The organism is Janthinobacterium sp. P210006 (genome assembly GCF_036231885.1).
Lineage (GTDB): Bacteria > Pseudomonadota > Gammaproteobacteria > Burkholderiales > Burkholderiaceae_D > Janthinobacterium > Janthinobacterium violaceinigrum.
Genome location: NZ_JAZARD010000003.1, coordinates 859,931 through 881,397, shown reverse-complemented (window position 1 = coordinate 881,397; position 21,467 = coordinate 859,931). Strand labels below are relative to the sequence as shown.

12 protein-coding genes are annotated in these 21,467 nt (G+C 62.6%); all 12 read left to right on the top strand.

The window, feature by feature from the left end; translation table 11 throughout:
* The first annotated feature begins 148 nt into the window (after positions 1-148).
* The 12 genes from VPH41_RS17900 (at position 149) to VPH41_RS17845 (ending at position 21,365) form a co-directional block, all read left to right on the top strand.
* A complete protein-coding gene (locus tag VPH41_RS17900) occupies positions 149-553 on the top strand; it encodes a nuclear transport factor 2 family protein (protein WP_328570990.1) in 405 nt (134 codons plus the stop codon).
* A 25-nt stretch (positions 554-578) separates the two neighbouring features.
* Positions 579-2,018 (top strand): NAD(P)/FAD-dependent oxidoreductase, encoded by a 1,440-nt coding sequence (locus VPH41_RS17895; RefSeq protein ID WP_328570989.1) that lies wholly within the window; start codon positions 579-581, stop codon positions 2,016-2,018.
* 125 nt (positions 2,019-2,143) lie between these two features.
* Positions 2,144-3,196 carry a taurine ABC transporter substrate-binding protein gene (gene tauA / locus VPH41_RS17890; RefSeq protein ID WP_442906284.1) on the top strand — a complete coding sequence of 351 codons (1,053 nt, stop codon included), beginning with the start codon at positions 2,144-2,146 and terminating at the stop codon, positions 3,194-3,196.
* Between the two features lie 84 nt (positions 3,197-3,280).
* On the top strand, positions 3,281-4,096 hold the full coding sequence (locus tag VPH41_RS17885; RefSeq protein WP_328570988.1) for a taurine ABC transporter ATP-binding protein: 816 nt from the start codon (positions 3,281-3,283) through the stop codon (positions 4,094-4,096).
* A 79-nt stretch (positions 4,097-4,175) separates the two neighbouring features.
* A complete protein-coding gene (locus tag VPH41_RS17880) occupies positions 4,176-4,970 on the top strand; it encodes an ABC transporter permease subunit (protein ID WP_058049276.1) in 795 nt (264 codons plus the stop codon).
* A 280-nt stretch (positions 4,971-5,250) separates the two neighbouring features.
* The gene (locus tag VPH41_RS17875; protein WP_152282567.1) at positions 5,251-6,684 is read left to right on the top strand and encodes an amino acid permease; all 1,434 of its coding nucleotides are present in this window, start codon (positions 5,251-5,253) and stop codon (positions 6,682-6,684) included.
* Positions 6,677-7,897 carry a SorA family sulfite dehydrogenase catalytic subunit gene (gene sorA / locus VPH41_RS17870; protein WP_328570987.1) on the top strand — a complete coding sequence of 407 codons (1,221 nt, stop codon included), beginning with the start codon at positions 6,677-6,679 and terminating at the stop codon, positions 7,895-7,897. The genes VPH41_RS17875 and sorA overlap by 8 nt, the downstream gene beginning before the upstream one ends.
* Before the next feature lie 10 nt (positions 7,898-7,907).
* Complete coding sequence (sorB, locus tag VPH41_RS17865) at positions 7,908-8,525, top strand: SorB family sulfite dehydrogenase c-type cytochrome subunit (protein WP_328570986.1); 618 nt, start codon at positions 7,908-7,910, stop codon at positions 8,523-8,525.
* A 659-nt stretch (positions 8,526-9,184) separates the two neighbouring features.
* Positions 9,185-10,843, top strand: a complete 1,659-nt coding sequence (locus tag VPH41_RS17860) for a ShlB/FhaC/HecB family hemolysin secretion/activation protein (RefSeq protein ID WP_328570985.1) — start codon at positions 9,185-9,187, stop codon at positions 10,841-10,843.
* 42 nt (positions 10,844-10,885) lie between these two features.
* On the top strand, positions 10,886-18,616 hold the full coding sequence (locus VPH41_RS17855) for a YDG domain-containing protein (protein ID WP_328570984.1): 7,731 nt from the start codon (positions 10,886-10,888) through the stop codon (positions 18,614-18,616).
* A 153-nt stretch (positions 18,617-18,769) separates the two neighbouring features.
* A complete protein-coding gene (locus VPH41_RS17850; protein WP_328570983.1) occupies positions 18,770-19,612 on the top strand; it encodes a sulfotransferase family protein in 843 nt (280 codons plus the stop codon).
* Positions 19,613-19,901: 289 nt separating this feature from the next.
* Positions 19,902-21,365 (top strand): glycoside hydrolase family 19 protein, encoded by a 1,464-nt coding sequence (locus VPH41_RS17845; protein WP_328570982.1) that lies wholly within the window; start codon positions 19,902-19,904, stop codon positions 21,363-21,365.
* Positions 21,366-21,467: the final 102 nt, after the last annotated feature.

Below are 21,467 nucleotides of genomic sequence, written 5' to 3'. Positions count from 1 at the left end.
CACTTCAGTATCGCAATTTCAATAAAGAATACAAAGCGTCCCGGTATTTGGATTATTTGATTTGACAAGCACTCGCATTAGGCTTAAATTCAATAAAAATACTAAAAAACGGAACGAAAAGTACCAAATTTGACTTACGGAGACAAAAATGAATACACGCGTACCCACCGATGCCGTTACCACGGACTTCCTGCAAGCGTTCGGCGATGCCTGGAACCGCCACGATATCGAGGCCCTGATGGCTGCCATGGCTGACGATTGCGAATTCCACGCCGTCGCCGGTCCTGAACTGCTGGGCAAGAGCTTCATCGGCCGCGACGCCGTGCGCGCCGGCTTCGAGCTGGCCTGGCAAACCTTCCCCGACGCTGCCTGGCTCAATCCCGTGCATTTCGTCAGCGGCGAACGGGGCGTGACGGAGTCGACGTTTGCGGGCACCAAGGCGGACGGCACGCGCATCGAAGCGCGCATGGTCGATATCTTCACCTTCCGCGATGGCAAGATCGCAGTCAAGAATGCTTTCCGCAAGGATCGCCCACCCGTCGTCAAAGTCTGAGCCAGCACGCTCACCAGGAATGACCATGAACAAACCTGTCGACACCCCGCCTGGCGTAATGGGCACCAGCACCGCCGCCCGCACGCCCTACGATCCCGCCTTCGATCCGCTGGTGGCCCAGCGCCCCGGCCATGGCAATGCCTACGCGCCCACCTACTGGATCGGCACGGCCGGCGAGCCGCCCGCCGACGACGGCCCCATCACGCATGACATCGACGTCGACGTGGCCATCATCGGTTCGGGTTTTACGGGCCTGTCCTGCGCCATCTTCCTGGCCCAGGAACACGGCATCAAGGCCACCGTGCTGGAAGCGAACCGGGTCAGCTGGGGCTGCAGCACGCGCAACGGCGGCCAGGCCCAGTGCACGACGGGCCGCCTGAAGCGCTCGCAGTGGATAGACCGCTACGGCCTGGACACGGCCCTGAAGCTGCACACGGAAGTGTGCGACGCGATGGAAACGTTCAAGAAGATCACGGCCGACATCGATTGCGACCCGCAACCGGGCGGTCACCTGTACATCGCCCACAAGGCGAAAGCCATGCCTGCGCTGGAAAAAGAAGCCAAGGTCATGCGCGAGATCTTCAAGTACGACGCCCGCATCCTCGACGCCGACACCGTCAAGCGCGAATTCGTCGACGACAAGGAAGCGGCTGGCGCGCTGCACGAGCCGGAAGGCATCGGCATCCACGCGGGCAAGCTGGCCTTCGGCTACCTGCGCAAGGCGCGCGCGCTGGGCGCCAAGGTGCATCCATCGAGCCCCGTGATGGGTTGGGAAACGCGCAATGGCGTGCATTATCTGCAAACGCCGGGCGGCGTGGTGCGCGCCCGTTCCGTGGCCGTGGCCACGGGCGGCTACACCTCGCCCCATCTGCATCCGCAAGTGAAGAACCGCTTGCTGCCCATCCTGTCGAACTCGCTCGTCACGCGGCCACTGACCCCGGCGGAAATCGCGGCGTGCAACTTCCGCACCCACCAGGTGATCACGGATACGCGCATCTTGCGCCACTACTACCGCTTGATGCCGGACAACCGCGTGCAGATCGGCAGCCGCAGCGCCATCACGGGCGCCGACGCGCCGGACGACAAATACAAACAGTTTTTGATCAACGACCTGCACCGCAAGTTCCCCGCGCTGACGGGCATCGCCATCGATTACTCATGGTGGGGCTGGGTCGACGTCAGCCACGACATGATGCCGCGCATCGTGCAGCCGGACCCGAAACAATCGATCTTCTATTCGCTCGGTTACGGCGGCAACGGCGTCATGTACTCGGCGCAGGCCGGGCGGCGCATGGCCGAGCGCATCGCGGGCAAGGCCAGCGACACGGGCTTGCCGATCTTCAATTCGAAACTGCCGTATCCCAACATGATGGAACTGGTCGAGTCGCAAGCGTTCGCCCCGTTCCGCCGCCTGGGCCAGCGCTTCCTGTACCGCTGGTATCACTTGAAGGATGAAGTGTTTTAAATCGTTTTAAATCGCAGTAGCCGTACTAAGCCGCCGCATGAGTTGACATAGAGCAACCAGCGGCGCCTCCCGCAAGGGATGAGATTGCCCGCACGTTCACACATAACAATAACTTGGAGTGAGACATGAACACAAATACGAGCAAAAACACGGTATCTTCAACGATGCGCCGCGCCGTCCTCGGCACCCTGGTGCTGGGCGTCGCCCTGGCTTCCAGCGGCACGGCCTTCGCGCAAGGCAAGGAAGTGACGATTGCCTACCAGGAAATCAACGGTCCCTTCCTCGTGGCCATCGCCAGCGGCGAAGTGGAAAAAACCACGGGCTACAAGATCAACTGGCGCAAGTTCGATTCGGGCGCCAAGGTGGCCACCGGCATGGCGTCCGGCGACGTGCAGATCGGGGTCATCGGTTCGAGCCCATTGACGGCGGCCGTCAGCCGCGGCGTCGACTTGCAGCTGTTCTGGATCATCGACGACATCAATGAAGCCGAAGCGATGGTGGCCCGCAACGGCGCCGGCATCAGCAAGCCCACGGACTTGCGCGGCAAGAAGATCGCCGTGCCATTCGTTTCTACCACGCACTTCCACACCATGTTCGCGCTGGAAACGTGGGGCATCAAGCCCACGGAAGTGAAATTGCTCAACATGCAGCCGAACCAGATCGCCGCCGCCTGGGAGCGGGGCGACATCGACGCGGCCTTCGTATGGGACCCGGCCTTGAGCAAGCTCAAGCAAAACGGCAAGGTACTCGTCACTTCGGGCGAACTGAGCAAGAAGGGCAAGGCCACGTTTGACGGCATGGCCGTCGAGCGCGCCTGGGGCGAAGCGAACGCGGACTTCATGGCCAAGTTCGTCAAGGTGATGGCCGCGGCCGACGCCGACTACCGCGCCAATCCGAAGGCGTGGACCGTCGATTCCCCGCAGGTGAAAGCCAACGTCAAGCATTCGGGCGCGGCCGCCAAGGACGTGGCTGCTTCCGTGGCCCTGTACGCCTATCCCTCGCTGCAGGAACAGGCGTCGCCCGCCTGGCTCGGTGGCGGCGCGAAGGGCGGCGTGGCGCAAGCCTTGCTGGCCACGGCGCAATTTTTGAAGGGCGAAGGCAAGATCGACGCCCTGGCGCCGGATTACGCCAAGTATGTGACACCCAGGTATGCACAGGCCGCCGGCCTGCTGAAGTAAACGTTGTGCGGTGGCGCGCCTGCGGGCGCGCTGGCTGAACAAAGTGCGTTGAACTGAAGTGACTACACCTATGCGGGGCACACGATGGAAAATCTCTACGTCAAGGATGTCAGCGTGATTTATCCGGGCAAGACGGCCGGTGAACGCGTACATGCCTTAAACAATATCAATCTGACCATTAACAGCGGCGACTTCGTCGTCGCGCTGGGCGCCTCGGGCTGCGGCAAGACCACCTTGCTGAGCCTGATGGCTGGCTTTATCGCCCCGTCCAAGGGCGAGATCATGCTCGGGGACAATAAAGTGGAAGGGCCGGGCGCCGACCGTGGCGTCGTGTTCCAGAAACATGCCTTGCTGCCCTGGCTGAACGTGATGGAAAACGTGGAATTCGGCCTCAAGCTGCAAGGCCTGCCGAAAGCCGTGCGGCGCGAACAGGCGGCCAAGAACCTGGCGCTCGTGGGCTTGAAGGACTTTCACGACAATATGATTTATCAATTGTCGGGCGGCATGCAGCAGCGCGTCGGCATCGCCCGCGCCCTGACCAGCAATCCCGCCATGCTGCTGATGGACGAACCGATGGCGGCGCTCGATGCGCTGACGCGCGAAACCATCCAGGAATTGCTGCTCGATATCTGGGCCAAATCCAGCACCATGTTCTTCTTCATTACCCACAGCGTCGACGAGGCGCTGTTCCTGGCCAACCGGCTGATCGTCATGTCGCCCCGTCCGGGCCGCATCACGCACACGTATGAACTCGATTTCAACAAGCGCTTCCTCGAGTGCCGCGATGCGCGCGCCGTGAAATCGAGCCCGGACTTCATCAAGATGCGCGAAACGGTGCTCAACATCATCTATGGGGACGAGCGCGCCGTCAATAAAGAGCTGGAGGTGTCCCATGCATAGCCCATCCGTCGTGGGATTTCCTCCCACCACTGCCAAGCGCGCCGGCTTTTTCTCGCGCCTGTTCGCCCCCCGCTGCGCCATGCCGGGCGAAGCGTTCGGCGCGCCGGGGCAGGGCAATTCCAGCCGCATCGCCACCGTCACCGTCATCGCCGTGCTCTTGCTGTGGTTTGGCGTGACGGCCAGCGGCATGGTCAAGCCGCTGTTCCTGCCGTCGCCGCAAGCCGTGTACGAGAAATTCATCATGGCGGCCACCACCGGTTTCGGCGGCGCCACCCTGTGGGAACACACGGTAGCCAGCCTGGTGCGCGTGTTCGGCGCCTTTGGCCTGGCTTGCCTGTTCGCCATTCCCGTCGGCGTGATGATGGGCGTCAACCGCGTGGCGCGGGGCATCTTCGATCCCTTGATCGAGTTCTACCGTCCGCTGCCGCCCCTTGCTTACTTGCCACTGGTTATCATCTGGTTCGGCATCGGCGAGTTTTCGAAGGTCTACCTGATCTTCCTGGCCATCTTTGCACCGATGGCGATTGCGGCCCGCGCCGGCGTCAGCTCTGTTTCACTGGAGCAAATCCACGCGGCCTACTCGATGGGCGCTACCCGTTTCCAGGTGATCGTGCACGTGATTCTGCGCGCGGCGATACCGGAAATCCTCACCGGCATGCGCATCGGCATCGGCGTGGGCTGGACCACCCTGGTGGCGGGCGAAATGGTGGCAGCCACGCGCGGCCTCGGCTACATGGTGCTGAGCGCCTCCGAGTTCCTGGCCAGCGATGTGGTGATCATGGGCATTATCGTGATCGGCTTCTTTGCTTTCCTGTTTGATTTGATGATGCGTTACCTCGAACGTACCCTCGTGCCATGGAAGGGCAAGGTGTAAGACGTTCCCGGGAGTGGCGCGCACGCCACAAGTGTTGCCGCCGCTCCCATTTTTTTAACCCGCCATACCCGTACTTACCCTCCAGCGCGCTTGCCCCTTGGCTGCCGCGCCGGGCCGCTGCATTTCCAGATTGACTTATGGAATGCGGCCAACCAGACTGATTCACACGATGTATCGATGCTGCTTGACGGTGTTGCCTAAATAAAACAAAGCCGCGCGGCAAGAACCAGCCGCAGCAGGCAGGGCGCACCGGGCTTCAGAGATTTTCAGGAGACAAAACATGATTAGCGAATCGCATAACAGTACCGGCTTGCAGCACTCGCTCAAGCAACGCCACATGAGCATGATCGCCATCGGCGGCGTGATCGGCGCCGGCCTCTTTGTCGGCAGCGGCGTCATCGCCAAGGCTGCCGGCCCGGCCGCCATCCTTTCCTTCCTGCTCACGGGCGGCCTCGTCGTCCTGATCATGCGCATGCTGGGCGAGCTGGCCTCGTCCCTGCCCGTGGTCGGCTCCTTCTACGAATATGCGCGCCTGGCCTTCGACGACAAGCCGAAAGTGTCGAAATTCCTCGGCTTCATGAGCGGCTGGATGTACTGGTATTTCTGGGTCGTCGTCGTGGCCCTGGAAGCCATCGCCGGCGCCAAGCTGGTCAACTTCTGGCTGCCCGACGTGCCATCGTGGTCGATCAGCCTCGTGCTGCTCGTGTCGATGACGGTGCTCAACCTGTTCTCGGTGAAAGCGTTTGGCGAATTCGAGTTCTGGTTCGCCTCGATCAAGGTGGTCGCCATCATCGTCTTCCTGTTCGTCGGCGCTCTGTTCATCACGGGCAGCTTGCCTAACAGCATCCCAACCCTGGGCTTTTTGACCAGCAATGGCGGCTTCATGCCCCACGGCTGGGGCCCGGTCCTGAGCGGCGCCGTCGCCGCCACGGCCTTTTATTCGGGCGCCGAAATCGTCACCATTGCCGCCGCCGAAACGTCGGACCCGGCCAAGGCCATCGCCCGCGCCACCAATTCCGTGATCACGCGCGTGCTGATGTTCTATGTGGGTTCCATGTTTGTCGTCGTCTGCATCGTGCCCTGGGATTCGCCGGCCATCGCCACGCCGTTCGTCAGCGCCCTGACCGTCATGAACATTCCGTACGCGGCCCACATCATGAACGCCATCATCCTGACGGCCGTGCTGTCAGCCTTGAATTCCAGCCTGTACGCCTCCTCGCGCATGATCTTTGCGCTGACGCGCCGCGGCGACGCCCCCACGGGCTTGGTCAAGCTGAGCAAGAATGGCGTGCCCATTCGCGCTATTTTGTTCAGCACCTTGTTTGCCTACTTCGCCATTGCCGTCTCGTATGTGTCGGCCGACCTCGTGTTCCCGTTTATCGTCAATTCCTACGGCATCCTGATCCTGTTCGTCTACCTGCTCATTGCGATATCTCAATTGCGCCTGCGCCGCCGCCTGGAACGCGAATGCCCGGAACGCATCAAGGTGCGCATGTGGCTGTTCCCCTATCTGACGTATTTCACCATCATCGCCATGCTGGTGATTCTGGGCGCCATGAGCGTATCGTCCGATACGGAGCAGCGCGTGTCGTTCTGGTTCGGCCTGTTGAGCGTGGTCATCATGAGCGTCATGTACTACATCAAGAAGCTGGTCAACGACGACCGCAACGGCGGGGAAGCGGCCGACACCAAAGTGGAGCTCAAACATGTCTGACACAACCTTGTTGCCCGCAGGCCGGCGCCGCTTCCTGCGCACGACGGCCGCCCTGGGCGCCGCCGCAGCGGCGGGGCCGGGCCTGGCCGCTTCCGTCAATTTACCGTTTGAAAATGGCGAACGCGAACTGGTGGCCTTCCCGCAAAAGCGCCCGCTGATCCTGCTGACCAGCCGTCCGCCCCAGCTGGAAACGCCGTTCGGCGTCTTCAATGAAGGGGCGATCACGCCCAACGACGCGTTTTTCGTGCGCTACCATTGGAGCGGCTTGCCCACCAGCATAGACGGTAGCAGCTACCGCTTGCGCATCGCCGGCCTGGTCAAGACGCCACTGGACTTGTCGCTGGCGGAACTGAAACAGCTGGCCGAGCCCGTCGACGTGGTGGCTGTCACGCAATGCTCGGGCAATAGCCGCGGTTTCTTTGCGCCCCGCGCGAATGGCGGGCAGCTGGGCAATGGCGCCATGGGCAATGCCCGCTGGACGGGTATCCCCCTGAAAACCGTGCTGGAAAAGGCGGGCATACAGCCTGGCGCCGTGCAGGTTGCCTTCAACGGCCTGGAAACGCCGCCCGTGGGCGACGGTCCCGACTTTCAAAAAGCCTTGTCGGTCGAGCACATCATGGCCGGCGACGTGATGCTGGCCTGGGCCATGAATGGCGAGGACATTCCCTTTCTCAACGGTTACCCGCTGCGCCTGATCGTGCCCGGCTATTACGGCACCTACTGGGTCAAGCACCTGAGCGACATCACCGTGCTGGACAAGCCCTTCGACGGCTTCTGGATGAGCACGGGCTACCGCATTCCCGACAACGGCTCCGGCTTCATCGAACCGGGCGCGCCCGTGGGCAAGACGACGCCCATCAGCCGCCTCAACGTGCGCTCTTTTATTACCAGCGTGCAAGATGGCGCGCAAGTGAAGGCGGGGCGCGACCTGGCCTTGCGCGGCATCGCCTTCGACAGCGGCCACGGCATCAGCGAGGTGACCGTGTCGCTGGACGGCGGCCAGACTTGGCAGGAAGCAAAGCTGGGCAAGGACCTGGGGCGCTTTTCGTTCCGCGAGTGGACGATTGTCATGAAGGCGCCGCGCAAGGGCAAGCATGTGCTGATGGTGCGCGCCGTCAACCGCATCGGCCAGAGCCAGCCCATGAAAGCCCTGTGGAATCCCATGGGTTATATGCGCAACGTGGTGGAAACCACGCGCATCCAGGCAGTGTGAGGAGAATCAAATGCCGATAAGAACACTTGCCGCCGCCGTGGCCTTGATGCTGGCGGGCAGCGCGGGCGCGCTGGAAATCCACTTGCCGCCGGAAACGGCGGCGTATAAACCCAGCGAATTGCCCGGCTACCAGTTGGTACAGCGCAACTGCATGACGTGCCACGCGGCCCAGTATGCATCGAGCCAGCCGCCTGCCTCGCCGCGCGCGTACTGGGAAGCGACCGTCAAGAAGATGAAAAAGCCGTTCGGCGCGCAGTTTGCCGATGAAGACATGCCGGCCATGGTCGATTACCTGGTGAAAACCTATGGCGCGGAGCGGGGCGCGGCAGCGCCTGCCGTGGCCAAACCCGCCGCAGCAGCTCCGGCTGCCGCTGCCAGCGGCAAGGATGTCAAGACCTTGCTGGCGGCGAATGGCTGCATGGCATGCCATGCCCTCGACCAGAAAGTGGTCGGCCCGGGTTTTACCGAGGTGGCCGCCAGATACAAGGGCAAGGATGGTGTTGCTGCCGTGGCAGCAAATATCCGCAATGGCGGCGCCGGCAAATGGGGTCCCGTACCCATGCCGCCGTTCAGCCAGCTCAGCGAAGCCGATGCGGCGACCCTGGCGAAATACGTATTGTCCAGGTAGCGCCTGGCCGGATCAGCCCGGCACCATCCTCATCTCCCGCCTTTTTCGCAGCCACCCGGCATGCCAGCTTTGTGCTGACGTGCCGGCTGGCCTCCCATTTTCTTTGCAGCGCTGACCATCGCGTGCCCGCACGGGTATTGCCAAGTGCCGGGTTTCAAACTCGCTGTATATTTTTTGCATCTCATTTTTACAATAATGTGACATGCGAACGTGCAGTACAAAAGTACTGAGCTGGAGGTATATCTTCATGTCGTAAAAATAACAATGTTTTATATTGCGATAATAATAATCAACCCTCCCTTTTTTCATGGTTTGGCCTGCGTGGAATAGCATCTTGGTAGTGGCAGACGGTCAACGTTGTTGCACAAAGACAACGAGTTTTTCTTTGAAACACAGCATTTTTAGGCCACTTCGCGGATGTTGGCGCTGTATGCATACGGGCTGCACCAATACGGTGAAAGAGACCCCCGGACAGGTATTTCCTCCTTCAATGGCGCGCTAAAATGGATCAATGTTGCTGATGGGAATTTTATTTTTTCATTGTCATTGTATTTAACATTGATGTCAAAAAAGTATTTTTCCATTCAGCTCTTGTATTCCCCGTCAGTGCAGCCGGAAGCGGTGGGTCTGGCGTGGGCGCGCCGCCTGAAAGGATGACCTTGAACACCAAATTACTTCCGCTGACCCTGTTGCTGATGATCCAGACCGCCTGGGCCGTCGATCCTCCTGGCGCCGGCAGCCAGTTGCAGCAGATTCCTGCCGCCCCCCCGTTGCCAAAAGCGCCGCCCGCCATCCGTGTCCAGCAGGGCAACGTGCCCGCCACCACGGTGGGCGACACCACGCGCATCACCGTGCAGCGCCTGCAGATCACGGCACCGCCCGTGTTTACCGAGAGCGAACTGGTGGCCGCCTCGGGATTTACCGCAGGCAGCGAACTGACCCTGGGCGAGCTGCGCGCCATGGCGTCCAAAATTGCCAGCTATTACCAGAACCGCGGCTATTTCCTGGCCCAGGCCTATCTGCCCGCGCAAGATATCCAGGATGGCGTCGTCACGATCAGCGTCTTGCCTGGCCAGTATGGCCAGGTGCAATTGCGCAACCAGAGCAATCTGTCCGACGGCCTGGCCGGCACCGTGCTGGCGGGCCTGGACGGGCAGGCGATCGCCACGGCGCCGCTCGAGCGCCGCTTGCTGCTGCTGTCGGACTTGCCGGGCGTGCAGGTGAGCTCGACCCTGGCGCCGGGGGCGTCCTTGGGCGCGTCTGACCTGATCGTCGACGTGCAGCCTGGATCGCGGTTCAACGGCAGCATCGACCTGGATAACCAGGGCAACCGCTATACGGGCCGCAACCGCATCGGCGCCACCCTGAACATCAATGAACTGGCCGGCATCGGCGACGTGGCCACCGTGCGCGCGTTCACCTCGGCCGACGGCTTGAACTATGGCCGCCTGGCCTACCAGGGGCAGGCGGGCTTGCTGCGCCTGGGCGGCGCCTACACGTATATGGACTACAAGCTGGGCAAGGAATTTGCCGTGCTCGACGCCAAGGGAACGGCGAAGATCGCCAGCGCCTACGGCAGTTATCCGCTGATCCGCTCGCGCAGCAACAACCTGTATGCGCAAGTGAGCTATGACGACAAGACTTTCCAGGACCGCACGGAATCGACGGGCAGCGTCAACGACAAGAAGGCCAAGGTGTGGATGCTGAACCTGAATGGCGACAGCAAGGATGGCTGGGGCGGTGGTGGCGCCAGCACGTATTCCGTCACGTACACCACGGGCAAGATCGATATCGGGACGCTGGCAACCTTGGCGCTCGACCAGGTGACGGTGAAGAGCAACGGCCACTTCAACAAGCTGGCCTTCAATGGTGCGCGCGTGCAAAGCCTGGGCGGCGAGACGAGCCTGTTCGGCACTCTCAGTGGCCAGGCCGCGTCGAAAAACCTCGATGTGTCCGAGAAGATGGGCATCGGCGGCGTGGGCGGCGTGCGCGCCTATCCGGGCGGCGAAGCGTATGGCGATCAGGGCTATGTGCTGAATGTGGAACTGCGCCAGAACGTGACGGCGTTCACGGCCTTTCCCGGCCAGTTGCAGGCGCTGGCGTTTGCCGATACGGGCACCGTCAAGCTGAACCGCGATGCCTGGAGCGCCGGCGAGAACCGCCGCACCTTGAGCGGGGCCGGTGTGGGCGCGACGTGGACGGGCGCCAACGCGCTCGTGCTGAAGGCGTATTACGCGCACAAGCTGGGCAATGCCAAGGCGACCTCGGCACCGGATGCGGCAGGCCGCTTCTGGCTGCAAGCCGTTAAGTACTTCTAAATTAATACAAGCTAATACAAGCTAAAAAATCAGGACACAGCCATGAACCGCATCTACCGCTCCATCTGGAACCAGGCCACCGGCGCTTACGCCGCCGTTTCCGAAAACGTCAAATCCGCCGGCAAGCGCTCGATGCCGGGCAGCAGCGGGGGCGGCGCGCATTTCGCCCTGACCAGCATGGCGGCGGCGCTGATGCTCGGGTATGGCTCCCTGGCCCTGGCGGGGCCGGCGGGCGGCACCGTGGTGGCGGGCCAGGCTTCCATCAATGGTACGCCGGGCAATACCGTGATCCGGCAGGGCAGCCAGAACGCCGTCATCAACTGGGCCAGTTTTAATATCGGCAAGGGCGAATCGGTGCAGTTCCAGCAGCCCAACAGCAACGCGGTGGCCCTGAACCGCGTGCTGGGCAATGACGGCACGACCATCCTGGGCAACTTGTCGGCCAATGGCAAGGTGTTCATCGTCAACCCGAACGGCGTGCTGTTCGGCCACGGCGCGTCCGTGAACACGGCGGGCCTGGTGGCCTCGACCCTCGATATCAGCAACGCCGACTTCATGGCGGGCAAGTACCAGTTTGCCGGCAATGGCACGGGCAAGGTCTTGAACCAGGGCAGCATCAGCGCGCCGGGCGGTTATGTGGCCTTGCTGGGCGCTAATGTGTCGAACGAGGGCACGATCCAGGCACGCCTGGGCTCGGTAGCGCTGGCGGCGGGCCGTGCCATCACCCTGGACGTGGCGGGCGACGGCTTGCTGAACGTGGCGGTGGACCGGGGCGCCGTGGGCGCGCTGGTCAATAACGGCGGCTTGATCCAGGCCGATGGCGGCAGCGTGGTCCTCACGGCGCAGGCGGCGGGCGACTTGCTGAAAACCGTCGTCAACAACACGGGCGTGATCGAGGCGCACAGCATCGACACGCGCGGCGGCACGATCAAGCTGCTGGGCGACATGCAAAGCGGCACGGTAAACGCGGCGGGCACCCTGGACGCCAGCGCGCCCGAGGGCGGCAATGGCGGCTTCATCGACACCTCGGCCGCGCACGTGAAGATCGACGATGGTCTGAAGGTGACGACGGCGTCGGCCAAGGGCTTGTCCGGCACCTGGCTGATCGATCCGACCGATTTCAATATCGCCGTTTCCGGCGGCGACATGACGGGCACTTTCCTGAGCAATTCCTTGAAATCGGGCAATGTGCAGATCCAGAGCGTCTCGGGCGGCAGCGGCACGCAGGGCAATATCAACGTCAACGACAACATCAACTGGACGGCCAACAAGCTGACCCTGACGGCGCAAAACAATATCAATATCAACAAGGCCATGCGCGGCGCGGGCACGGCCAGCCTGGCGCTCGAATATGGCCAGAGCGGGGTCGCCGCCGGCAATCTGTCCACCTACAACGTCAAGGCGGAAGTCGACCTGCCATCGGGTAACAATTTCAGCACCAAGCTGGGCAGTAACGGCAGCGTGACCGTGTATCAGGTGATCAACAGCCTGGGCGCTTTCAACAGCACGAGCGGCAACGATGTGCAGGGCTTGCAGGGCAATTTGTCCGGCAACTATGTACTGGGCAGCAATATAGATGCCAGCGCCACGGGCAGCTGGGACATTGGCAAGGGATTTGCGCCCATCGGCAGCGCCGTGACGCCCTTCACGGGCAAGTTTGACGGCCTGGGGCATGAGCTGTATGGCTTGACCATCAACCGCCCCGAGATGCCGGTGGGGATGTTCGGCAATATCGGTACCGCCGGCAGCGTGCGTAACCTGAGCTTGAGCAATGTCAATATTTCGGGTTCGCAAGCCGTGTTCAGCGCCAGCTACACGGATATTGGCGCGCTGGCGGGGCGCAACAACGGCACCATCGAGAACGTGTCCAGCAGCGGCGCCGTGCATGGTTCCGGCTATATCAACATGGGCGCGCTGGTGGGCACCAATGCCGGCACGCTCAGCAACAGCCGCGCCGCCGGCACCGTCGTTGCCGGCGCGTATGGCGCCGCCGGCGGCCTGGTGGGCGTGAATGCTGCCGGCGGCTTGATCAAGGGCAGTTCCAGTGCCGTGGCCACCACCTCGGCCAATTATTTCGCCGGCGGTCTGGCGGTCTTCAACCGCGGCACGATCAGCGACAGCTATGCCACGGGCGCCATCAGCGTCGGCAGTGCTGGCGGCAGCTATGGCGGCGGCCTGGCCGCCATTAACGACACCACCGGCGTGGTGACGAACAGCTATGCCACGGGCAATGTCACGGGTGTATCCGGTCTGGGCGGCCTGCTGGGCAGGATAGAGTCGGGCGGCACGGTCGATAACAGCTATGCCACCGGCAATGTGACAGGCACTGGCAATAACGTCGGCGGCCTGGTCGGCTTGTCGTATGGCCCGATACGCAACAGCTACGCTACCGGCAATGTGACTGCCAATTCCACCGTGGGCGGTGTCGTCGGCTACAACCTTTCGACAATGACGAACGTCTATTACTCTGGCAAGCTCACGGCGGGGGGCGCCAGCGTCGGCATGATCGTCGGCGATAACAACGGCGGCACGGTGACGAATGCCTATTTCGACAAGAGCTTGAATGGCGCGATCGCCGCCATCGGCGTGACTGGCAACGCTGCCACCTCGAACGCGCTGGGCCTGACCAGTGCGCAGATGTTGCAAGGCAGTAATTTCGCAGGTTTCAATTTCACTAGCACTGCCGGTGCGGCGGGCAACAACTGGGTGATCGTCAGCGGCGATGGTTCCATCAATGGCGCGAGCGCCGGTACGCGCCCCATGCTGGCGTCGGAGTGGTCGAACACCATCAATTCCACGCACCAGCTGCAATTGATGGCAATGAACAAGGCCGCCAGCTACACGCTGGGCAGCAGCTTCAGCGCAGCCAGCACGGCGGCGAACGGCAACGATGTGTGGGGCGGCACGGGCTTCATTCCCGTCGGTACGGCAGGTTCGGCCTTCACGGGCAGCCTGGACGGCACCGGCCATATCATTTCCAGCCTGAACATCGCCAAGGCGGGGGCGAGCAACGTGGGCCTGTTCGGTGCCATCGGCAGCGGGGGCGTGGTGGCGAATATCGGCTTGTCCGGCGGCAGCGTGGCGGGCGGCACGAACGTGGGCGCCCTGGCCGGCAGCAATGCGGGAACGATCAGCGGCAGCTTTGCCACCAGCGGCGTGACGAGCACCTCCACCGGCGGCGGCCTGGTGGGCAGCAATACGGGCACGGTGGTAAACAGCTATGCCAGCGGCGCCGTGAGCGGCGGCAGCACCGTCGGCGGCCTGGTCGGCAGCAATAACGGCAGCATCGCCACCAGCTACACGAACGGCAGCGTGAGCGGTGTCAGCAGCGTGGGCGGCCTGGCGGGCGCCAATGCGGGCAGCGTCACGGGCAGCTACTGGGACACGCAGAGCAGCGGCCAGGGGACCAGCGCGGGCGGCACGGGCATGACGACAACGCAGCTGAAGAACCTGTCGAACTACACGGGCGCCGGCTGGGAATTGGCGCAGATGTGGGTGGTCTACGATGGCCAGAGCGCGCCTTTCCTGCGCTCGTTCATGAAGCAGATCACCGTGCGCGTTTCCTACGACAGCAAGGTGTATGACGGCGTGGCCTATGCGGGCGGCAGCAATAGCGTCACCTACTCGAACACGGTGGCAGGCGCCAGTCTGCTGGGCACGCCTGTGTATGCGGGCAATGCCGCTGGCGCCGTCAACGCGGGAACGTATGGTGTGTCGGCCAGCGGCCTGTACTCTTCGGGCGGCCAGTCCGGCTATGCGATCAGCTATATCGATGGCGGCCTGGTGATTACGCCCAAGTCCGTGACCCTGAGCGGCGCGGCCGTGACGGGCAAGGTCTACGACGGCACGACCACGGCCTCCATCAGCGGCACCCTGAATGGCGTGCTGGCTGGCGACCTGGCCAATGTAAGTTCGGCCGTGAGCGGCACGTATGCCAGCAAGAATGCAGGCAGTAACATTGCCGTGACGACCAACGCCACCCTGGGCGGCAGCGCCGGCGGCAATTATGCGCTCGTACCTGTCGTTGGCTTGACGGGCAATATCGGCAAGGCCACCATCAGCGGCGTGACCGGCATCGTGGCCGGCAACAAGGTGTATGACGGCAGCGCCGCCGCCAGCCTGAATACGGCAGGCGCCGCTTTCAGCGGCATGGTGGCCGGCGACAACCTGACGGTGTCGGGCGCCAGCGGCAGCTTTGCCGACAAGAATGCGGGCAATGGCAAGACGGTCAATGTCAGCGGCATCGTGCTGGGCGGCACGGACGCAGGCAATTACAACCTGGCCAGCGACACGGCCGCCAGCAGCGCCAATATCAGCGCCAAGGCGTTGACATTGACGGGCTTGAGTGGCGGCAATAAAGTCTACGATGGCACGGTCAATGCGAGCCTGACCGGCGGTACCTTGAATGGCCTGGTCAACGCGGAAACCCTGGCCTTTGTCGTCCAGGGCGCCAGTTACAGCGACAAGAACGCGGGCACGGGCAAGACCATTACGGTTGGCGGCGTGACCTTGAACGATGGCACCGGCCTGGCCAGCAACTATACGCTGAGTGCGCCTGCCAGCCTGACGGGCGATATCACGAAGGCAACGATTTCCGGTATTAGCGGTTTGACTGCCCTGGACAAGGTCTATAACGGCAACCTCAACGTCAGCCTCAGTCCCAGCCTGGCTGTCATCAATGGCAAGATTGCGGGCGACGACGTGCAATTGTTCAGTGCGAACGGGGCGTTCACGGATAAGAATGTGGGCAGCAACAAGACCGTCAATATCACCAATATCGCCCTGTCCGGCAGCGACCTGGGAAATTACAATTTCACCAATAATGCGGCCAGCGCCACGGCCAGTATCACGCCCAAGGCCGTCACGCTCTCCGGAGTGACGGCGGGCAATAAGGTCTACGATGGCACGACGGCGGCTGTGTTGTCGGGCGGGACCTTGAACGGCATGGTCGCGGGTGAAACGCTGGGCTTCAGCGGCGGCGTCGGGACCTTCAGCGACAAGAACGCGGGCACGGGCAAGCTGGTCACGATCAGCGGTACTGTCTTGCAGGATGGCACTGGCCTGGCCAGAAATTACGCCTTCACCAGCCCAGGCAATGTGAGCGCCAACATCGGCAAGGCAAGCATCAGCAGTGTGACGAACGTGGGCGTCAATAACAAGACTTACGACGGCCTGGCGGATGCCACGCTCACGGGCGTGGCCACCTTCAATGGCAAGATCGGCAACGATAGCCTGACGTTGTCCGGCAACGGCGCCTTTGGCGACAAGAATGCGGGCACGGGCAAGACGGTGACGGTCAGCGGCATCACCCTCGGTGGCGCGGACGCGGGCAACTACATTCTGGGCAGCAATATCGCCAGCGGCACGGCCGATATCACGCCGAAAGCCCTGACGGTCACGGGCCAGGTGGCGGGCAACAAGGTCTATGATGGCAATGCGGTGGCGCAACTCATCGGCGGCAGCCTGAGCGGCCTGGTGGGCGACGAAACCCTGGCCATCGGCGGCCAGACGGCAGCGTTCAGCGACAAGAATGCGGGCAGTGTGAAGGCCGTGACGGTCAGCGGCACCACCTTGCTCGATGGTTCCGGCTCGGCCAGCAATTATACGGTCAGCAACCCGACGGGCTTGACGGCCAGCATCACGCCGAAAGCCCTGACGGTCGTGGGCCAGGGGGCGGGCAACAAGGTCTACGACGGCAATGCGGTGGCGCAACTCATCGGCGGCAGCCTGAGCGGCCTGGTGGGCGACGAAACCCTGGCCATCGGCGGCCAGACGGCAGCGTTCAGCGACAAGAATGCGGGCAACGCGAAAGCCGTGACGGTCAGCGGCACCACCTTGCTCGACGGCTCCGGTTCGGCCAGCAACTACACGGTCAGCAACCCGACGGGCTTGACGGCCAGCATCACGCCGAAAGCCCTGACGGTCACGGGCCAGGTGGCGGGCAACAAGGTCTACGACGGCAATGCGGTGGCGCAACTTACCGGCGGTAGCTTGAGCGGCCTGGTGGGCGGCGAAACCCTGGGCATCGGCGGCCAGACGGCGGCCTTCAGCGACAAGAATGCGGGCAGCGCCAAGGCCGTGACGGTCAGCGGCACCACCTTGCTCGACGGCTCCGGTTCGGCCAGCAACTACACGGTCAGCAATCCGACGGGCTTGACGGCCAGCATCACGCCGAAAGCCCTGACGGTCACGGGCCAGGTGGCGGGCAACAAGGTCTACGACGGCAATGCGGTGGCGCAACTCATCGGCGGCAGCTTGAGCGGCCTGGTGGGCGACGAAACCCTGGCCATCGGCGGCCAGACGGCAGCGTTCAACGACAAGAATGCGGGCAGTGCGAAGGCCGTGACGGTCAGCGGCACCACCTTGCTCGACGGTTCCGGTTCGGCCAGCAACTACACGGTCAGCAACCCGACGGGCGTGACGGCCAGCATCACGCCGAAAGTCCTGACGGTGACGGGCCAGGTGGCGGGCAACAAGGTCTACGACGGCAATGCGGTGGCGCAACTCATCGGCGGCAGCTTGAGCGGCCTGGTGGGCGACGAAACCCTGGCCATCGGCGGCCAGACGGCCGCGTTCAGCGACAAGAATGCGGGCAGTGCGAAGGCCGTGACGGTCAGCGGCACCACCTTGCTCGACGGTTCCGGTTCGGCCAGCAACTATACGGTCAGCAACCCGATTGGCTTGACGGCCAGCATCACGCCAGCATCGATCAGCGCCATTGCCGGTATCGTAGCAGCGAACAAGGTGTACGACGGCAGCACGGCGGCCAGCCTGAACCTGGCGGGGGCCAGCTTCAATGGCATGGTGGCCGGCGATGCCTTGAGCCTGGCCAGCGCCCCCGTCGTCGGCACATTCGGCGACAAGAATGCCGCAGCGGGCAAGACCGTGACCATCAGCGGTCTGGGCCTGGGCGGCGCCGATGCGGGCAACTATGTACTGGCGAGCAACCAGGCCAGCACCACGGCGGACATCACGCCCGCCACCCTGACGGTCAGTGCCAGTGCCCTCAACAAGGTGTATGACGCCACGACGAATGCCGTGGTCACGCTGCGCGACAACCGCATCGGCAATGATCAGCTGAGCATTGCCAGCAATGGCGCCAGCTTCGGCGACAAGAATGCGGGCGTGGGCAAGACGGTGACGGTGGCCGGCATACGCCTGAGCGGCGCGGATGCGGGCAATTACGTGGTCAACAGCACCGCCAGCAGCACGGCCACGATTGCGCAGGCAGCGCTGACGGTGAAGGTCGACAACGCTGAAAAAGACCAGGGACGCGCCAATCCCGACTTCAGCGCCGTCTACAACGGCTTGCTCGGCGGTGACACGCTGGCTGCTGAAGTGAGCGGCAAGCTGGTGTTCAGCACACCGGCGACGACGGCTTCCGCGGCAGGCAATTATCTGGTATCGGCATCGGGCCAGGCGTCGAACAACTATGCGCTGAACTATGTTGACGGCGTGTTGAAAGTCAAGCCGACGGAAGCGTTGCAAAGCGCTGTCGCGAGCGTGATTGCGGCTGTCGCCGTGGCGCCGTCGCAAGGCAATATGGTGCAGGCCGACATGATCGCCAGTGGCGAGGCAGCGCCAGGCAAGCCCGCCGTCACGCAGGATGCGCCGCGCGAGGCAGAGCAGGGCGCCGCAGGCAGTGCACCGGTGGTGCAGCTGGCGGGCAATGTCGTCGCTAACGTCTTGCCGGGCCTGCGCCTGAGCGTGGTCGATAGCGGGCTGCGCTTGCCGGCCGAGGCTGCTGGCGGCCCGCGCCAGGACAACCAGTAAGGCACGCTGCGTCTCCCAGCGGGGACGGGGAAATGCCGCTTCGTGTTTCGAAGCGGCATTTTTTTATGCCGCCGCGCCGTTGCAACACTCATATAATTGCTGCACCATCCTGTTTTCCTTCGGAAGCGCAGCGCTGAACAGAAAGTACATCGCATGACATCCAATTTCATCGGCGTGGCCGGCCTGCCGCGCGCCGGCTCCACCTTGCTGTGCCAGCTGCTGGCGCAGCATCCCGACCTGCATTGCGAAGGCAATAGTTCCCCCCTGTGCAATGCCTTGCTGGGCATGCGGCGCATGGTCAGCGACGATGCCTTCTTCCTGTCGCAACTCGATACGACATTCGAGACCAGCTACGGCCACCTGAAGACGGCCATGCAGGGTTTCTTGCGCGGCTGGTACCGGGACTGCGACAAGCAGGGCGTGGTCGACAAGAACCGTGCCTGGCTACACTGCGTGGAAATGCTGCTGCAACTGGCGCCGGAAGCGAAAATCATCGTCTGCGTGCGCGAACTGGGGCAAGTCTACGGGTCCATCGAGGCGCAGCACCAGCGCACCATCCTGCTCGACTTCGTCGATCACCTGGCCGACTTCGACCGCCTGGGGCGGGCCGACATGCTGTTTGCCAAGGACCGCACCATCGGTGCCCCCTTGAGTTCGCTGCAGGCCGTGCTGGACCTGCCCATCGAGGTACAGCAGAAACTGTATTTCGTGCGCTTCGAAGACTTGATGGCGCGGCCCGTGGAATGCATGTCGCACCTGTACGCATGGCTGGGGCTGGCACCATTCCAGATCGACCCGCAGGCGCTGGCGGTGGGCATTCAGGAAAGCGACAGCCACTACCGCATGAAATACACGCACCGCCAGCAAGCCACCATCAGTGCGCCCAAGCAGCATGCGATTCCGCCGCGCATCCAGGCACAGATCGAAAGTGCGTATGGCTGGTTTTATGAACTGTATTACCCGGAAATAGTGCAATCGGCGCCGAAACCGGTCTGATTCTGGCGCGGCAGTGCTAATACCACTTGCCGCGCCATCGCTTGCGCGGTATTGCCGGTACCGCCTGCGGAAGCTTCCTTTTTTTCTTTCTCCATTCTTCGCCTGTCACGGCGTGGCAAGACCGCCTGGAGTCACTGGTATTGTAAATAACAGTGTTGTGCAAAACCACTTGACTACCAATTTTTAGCGTCGCATTCTCTGTGCAGAAAGCCGACGCTTCGCTGTGCTTTCTTTACGTACAACATAAAAAGCTACTTCGATAGTTTTCGTATAACGTTCAGGAGACATTGTGAAGACACGGCAAATTAGCCGGCTGGCCTCGCCTTTGATGGCTGGCCTGCTGGGCAGCGCGCTGCTCGCTTGCGGCGGCAATTCCACCACCGAACCCCCATCGACCCTGCTGGCCGCCACGGCCGCCAGCGACAGTTGCGCAGCCTGGAGCGCCAGCGCCGTCTACACGGCAGGGCAGTGCGCCGTCTATGACGGCAAGGTGTACCGGGCCAAATGGTGGGTGCAGGGCACGGCGCCGAACAACGACCAGTGGGGACCGTGGAGCCTCGATACCACCACACCCACCCCGACACCGACGCCAACACCGACACCGACGCCGACACCTACGCCGACGCCTACTCCGACGCCTACTCCGACGCCGACGCCAGGCGTGCCCACCAGGGCCCAGGCCGAGGCCAACGAGGCGGCGCTGACGAACAACGATTTCTTCCGCAAGGTCAAGGCGTCGATCCGCACCCTGGGCAATGCGGCCGTCGAGGCCGTGCAGCCTGGCCTGGCCAGCAATCCCCTCAACGTCAAGCGCGTCGAGCGCCTGCTGCCGGCGGCGAAGTGGGATTACTATTTTGCCGCGCGCGACGCCAGCTACACCTACCAGCGCTTCCTACAGGCCGTGGCCAAGTTCCCCGCCGTGTGCGACGACTACAGCGACGGGCGCAATGCGGACGCCATCTGCCGCCACAGCCTGGCCACCATGTTTTCCCACTTCGGGCAGGAAACGGGCGACCACAACGCCAGCAGCCCGCTGCCGCAATGGCGCCAGGGCTTGAAGTATTTGCGCGAACTGGGCTGCGACGAAACGGGCGCCGGCTGCGGCTACAACGTCGAGTGCGCCGACCCCGTCTTCAACAAGGTCTGGACCTGCGGCACGAATGCCGACGGCAGCTTCAAGAAATACTTTGGCCGCGGCGCCAAGCAACTGTCGTACAACTACAACTACGGCCCCTTCTCGCAAGCCATGCACGACGGCGACCAGTCCGTATTGCTGAAAAACCCGGACCTGGTGGCCTCGACCTGGCTGAACCTGGCCTCGGCCACGTTCTTCTTTGTCTATCCGCAACCGCCGAAGCCGTCGATGCTGCACGTGCTCGACGGCACGTGGGTGCCGAACGCGGCCGATACGGCGGCCGGCGCGGGCAATAACTTTGCCACCACCATCATGATCATCAATGCCGAATGCGGGCAGGGTACGGAAAAGCAGGCCGCGCAAAACCGCATCGATTACTACAAGCAATTTGCCACGGACATGGGCTGGAATTATTCCGGCGAACAATTGTCGTGCGCCAATATGCAGCGTTTCACCCCGGCCAGTTCCGCTTCCTACAACATCTATTGGGAAAAGAACTGGAGCGCCGGTGGCGACAACCAATGCCAGCTGGTCAGCTATCAAACCCCGTACAGCGCCTTGCAGGCGGGGAACTACGTGAAATGCGTGGAAGCCAACTGGAATGTGAAGTTGCAGTAGCAGTAACGCAGCAAATGCCAGCCAGGGATAACAGTTGACAAGAGCCCCACGAGGGGCCTGCAACAAGCTCGCAATGTACTAGCTGTACAAACCATAATGGAG

What these genes read in the sequence shown, in the direction of transcription:
- VPH41_RS17900 (WP_328570990.1), top strand. Translation starts at nt 149, where the DNA reads ATGAATACACGCGTACCCACCGATGCCGTTACCACGGACTTCCTGCAA.
- VPH41_RS17895 (WP_328570989.1), top strand. Translation starts at nt 579, where the DNA reads ATGAACAAACCTGTCGACACCCCGCCTGGCGTAATGGGCACCAGCACC.
- tauA (WP_442906284.1), top strand. Translation starts at nt 2,144, where the DNA reads ATGAACACAAATACGAGCAAAAACACGGTATCTTCAACGATGCGCCGC.
- VPH41_RS17885 (WP_328570988.1), top strand. Translation starts at nt 3,281, where the DNA reads ATGGAAAATCTCTACGTCAAGGATGTCAGCGTGATTTATCCGGGCAAG.
- VPH41_RS17880 (WP_058049276.1), top strand. Translation starts at nt 4,176, where the DNA reads ATGCCGGGCGAAGCGTTCGGCGCGCCGGGGCAGGGCAATTCCAGCCGC.
- VPH41_RS17875 (WP_152282567.1), top strand. Translation starts at nt 5,251, where the DNA reads ATGATTAGCGAATCGCATAACAGTACCGGCTTGCAGCACTCGCTCAAG.
- sorA (WP_328570987.1), top strand. Translation starts at nt 6,677, where the DNA reads ATGTCTGACACAACCTTGTTGCCCGCAGGCCGGCGCCGCTTCCTGCGC.
- sorB (WP_328570986.1), top strand. Translation starts at nt 7,908, where the DNA reads ATGCCGATAAGAACACTTGCCGCCGCCGTGGCCTTGATGCTGGCGGGC.
- VPH41_RS17855 (WP_328570984.1), top strand. Translation starts at nt 10,886, where the DNA reads ATGAACCGCATCTACCGCTCCATCTGGAACCAGGCCACCGGCGCTTAC.
- VPH41_RS17850 (WP_328570983.1), top strand. Translation starts at nt 18,770, where the DNA reads ATGACATCCAATTTCATCGGCGTGGCCGGCCTGCCGCGCGCCGGCTCC.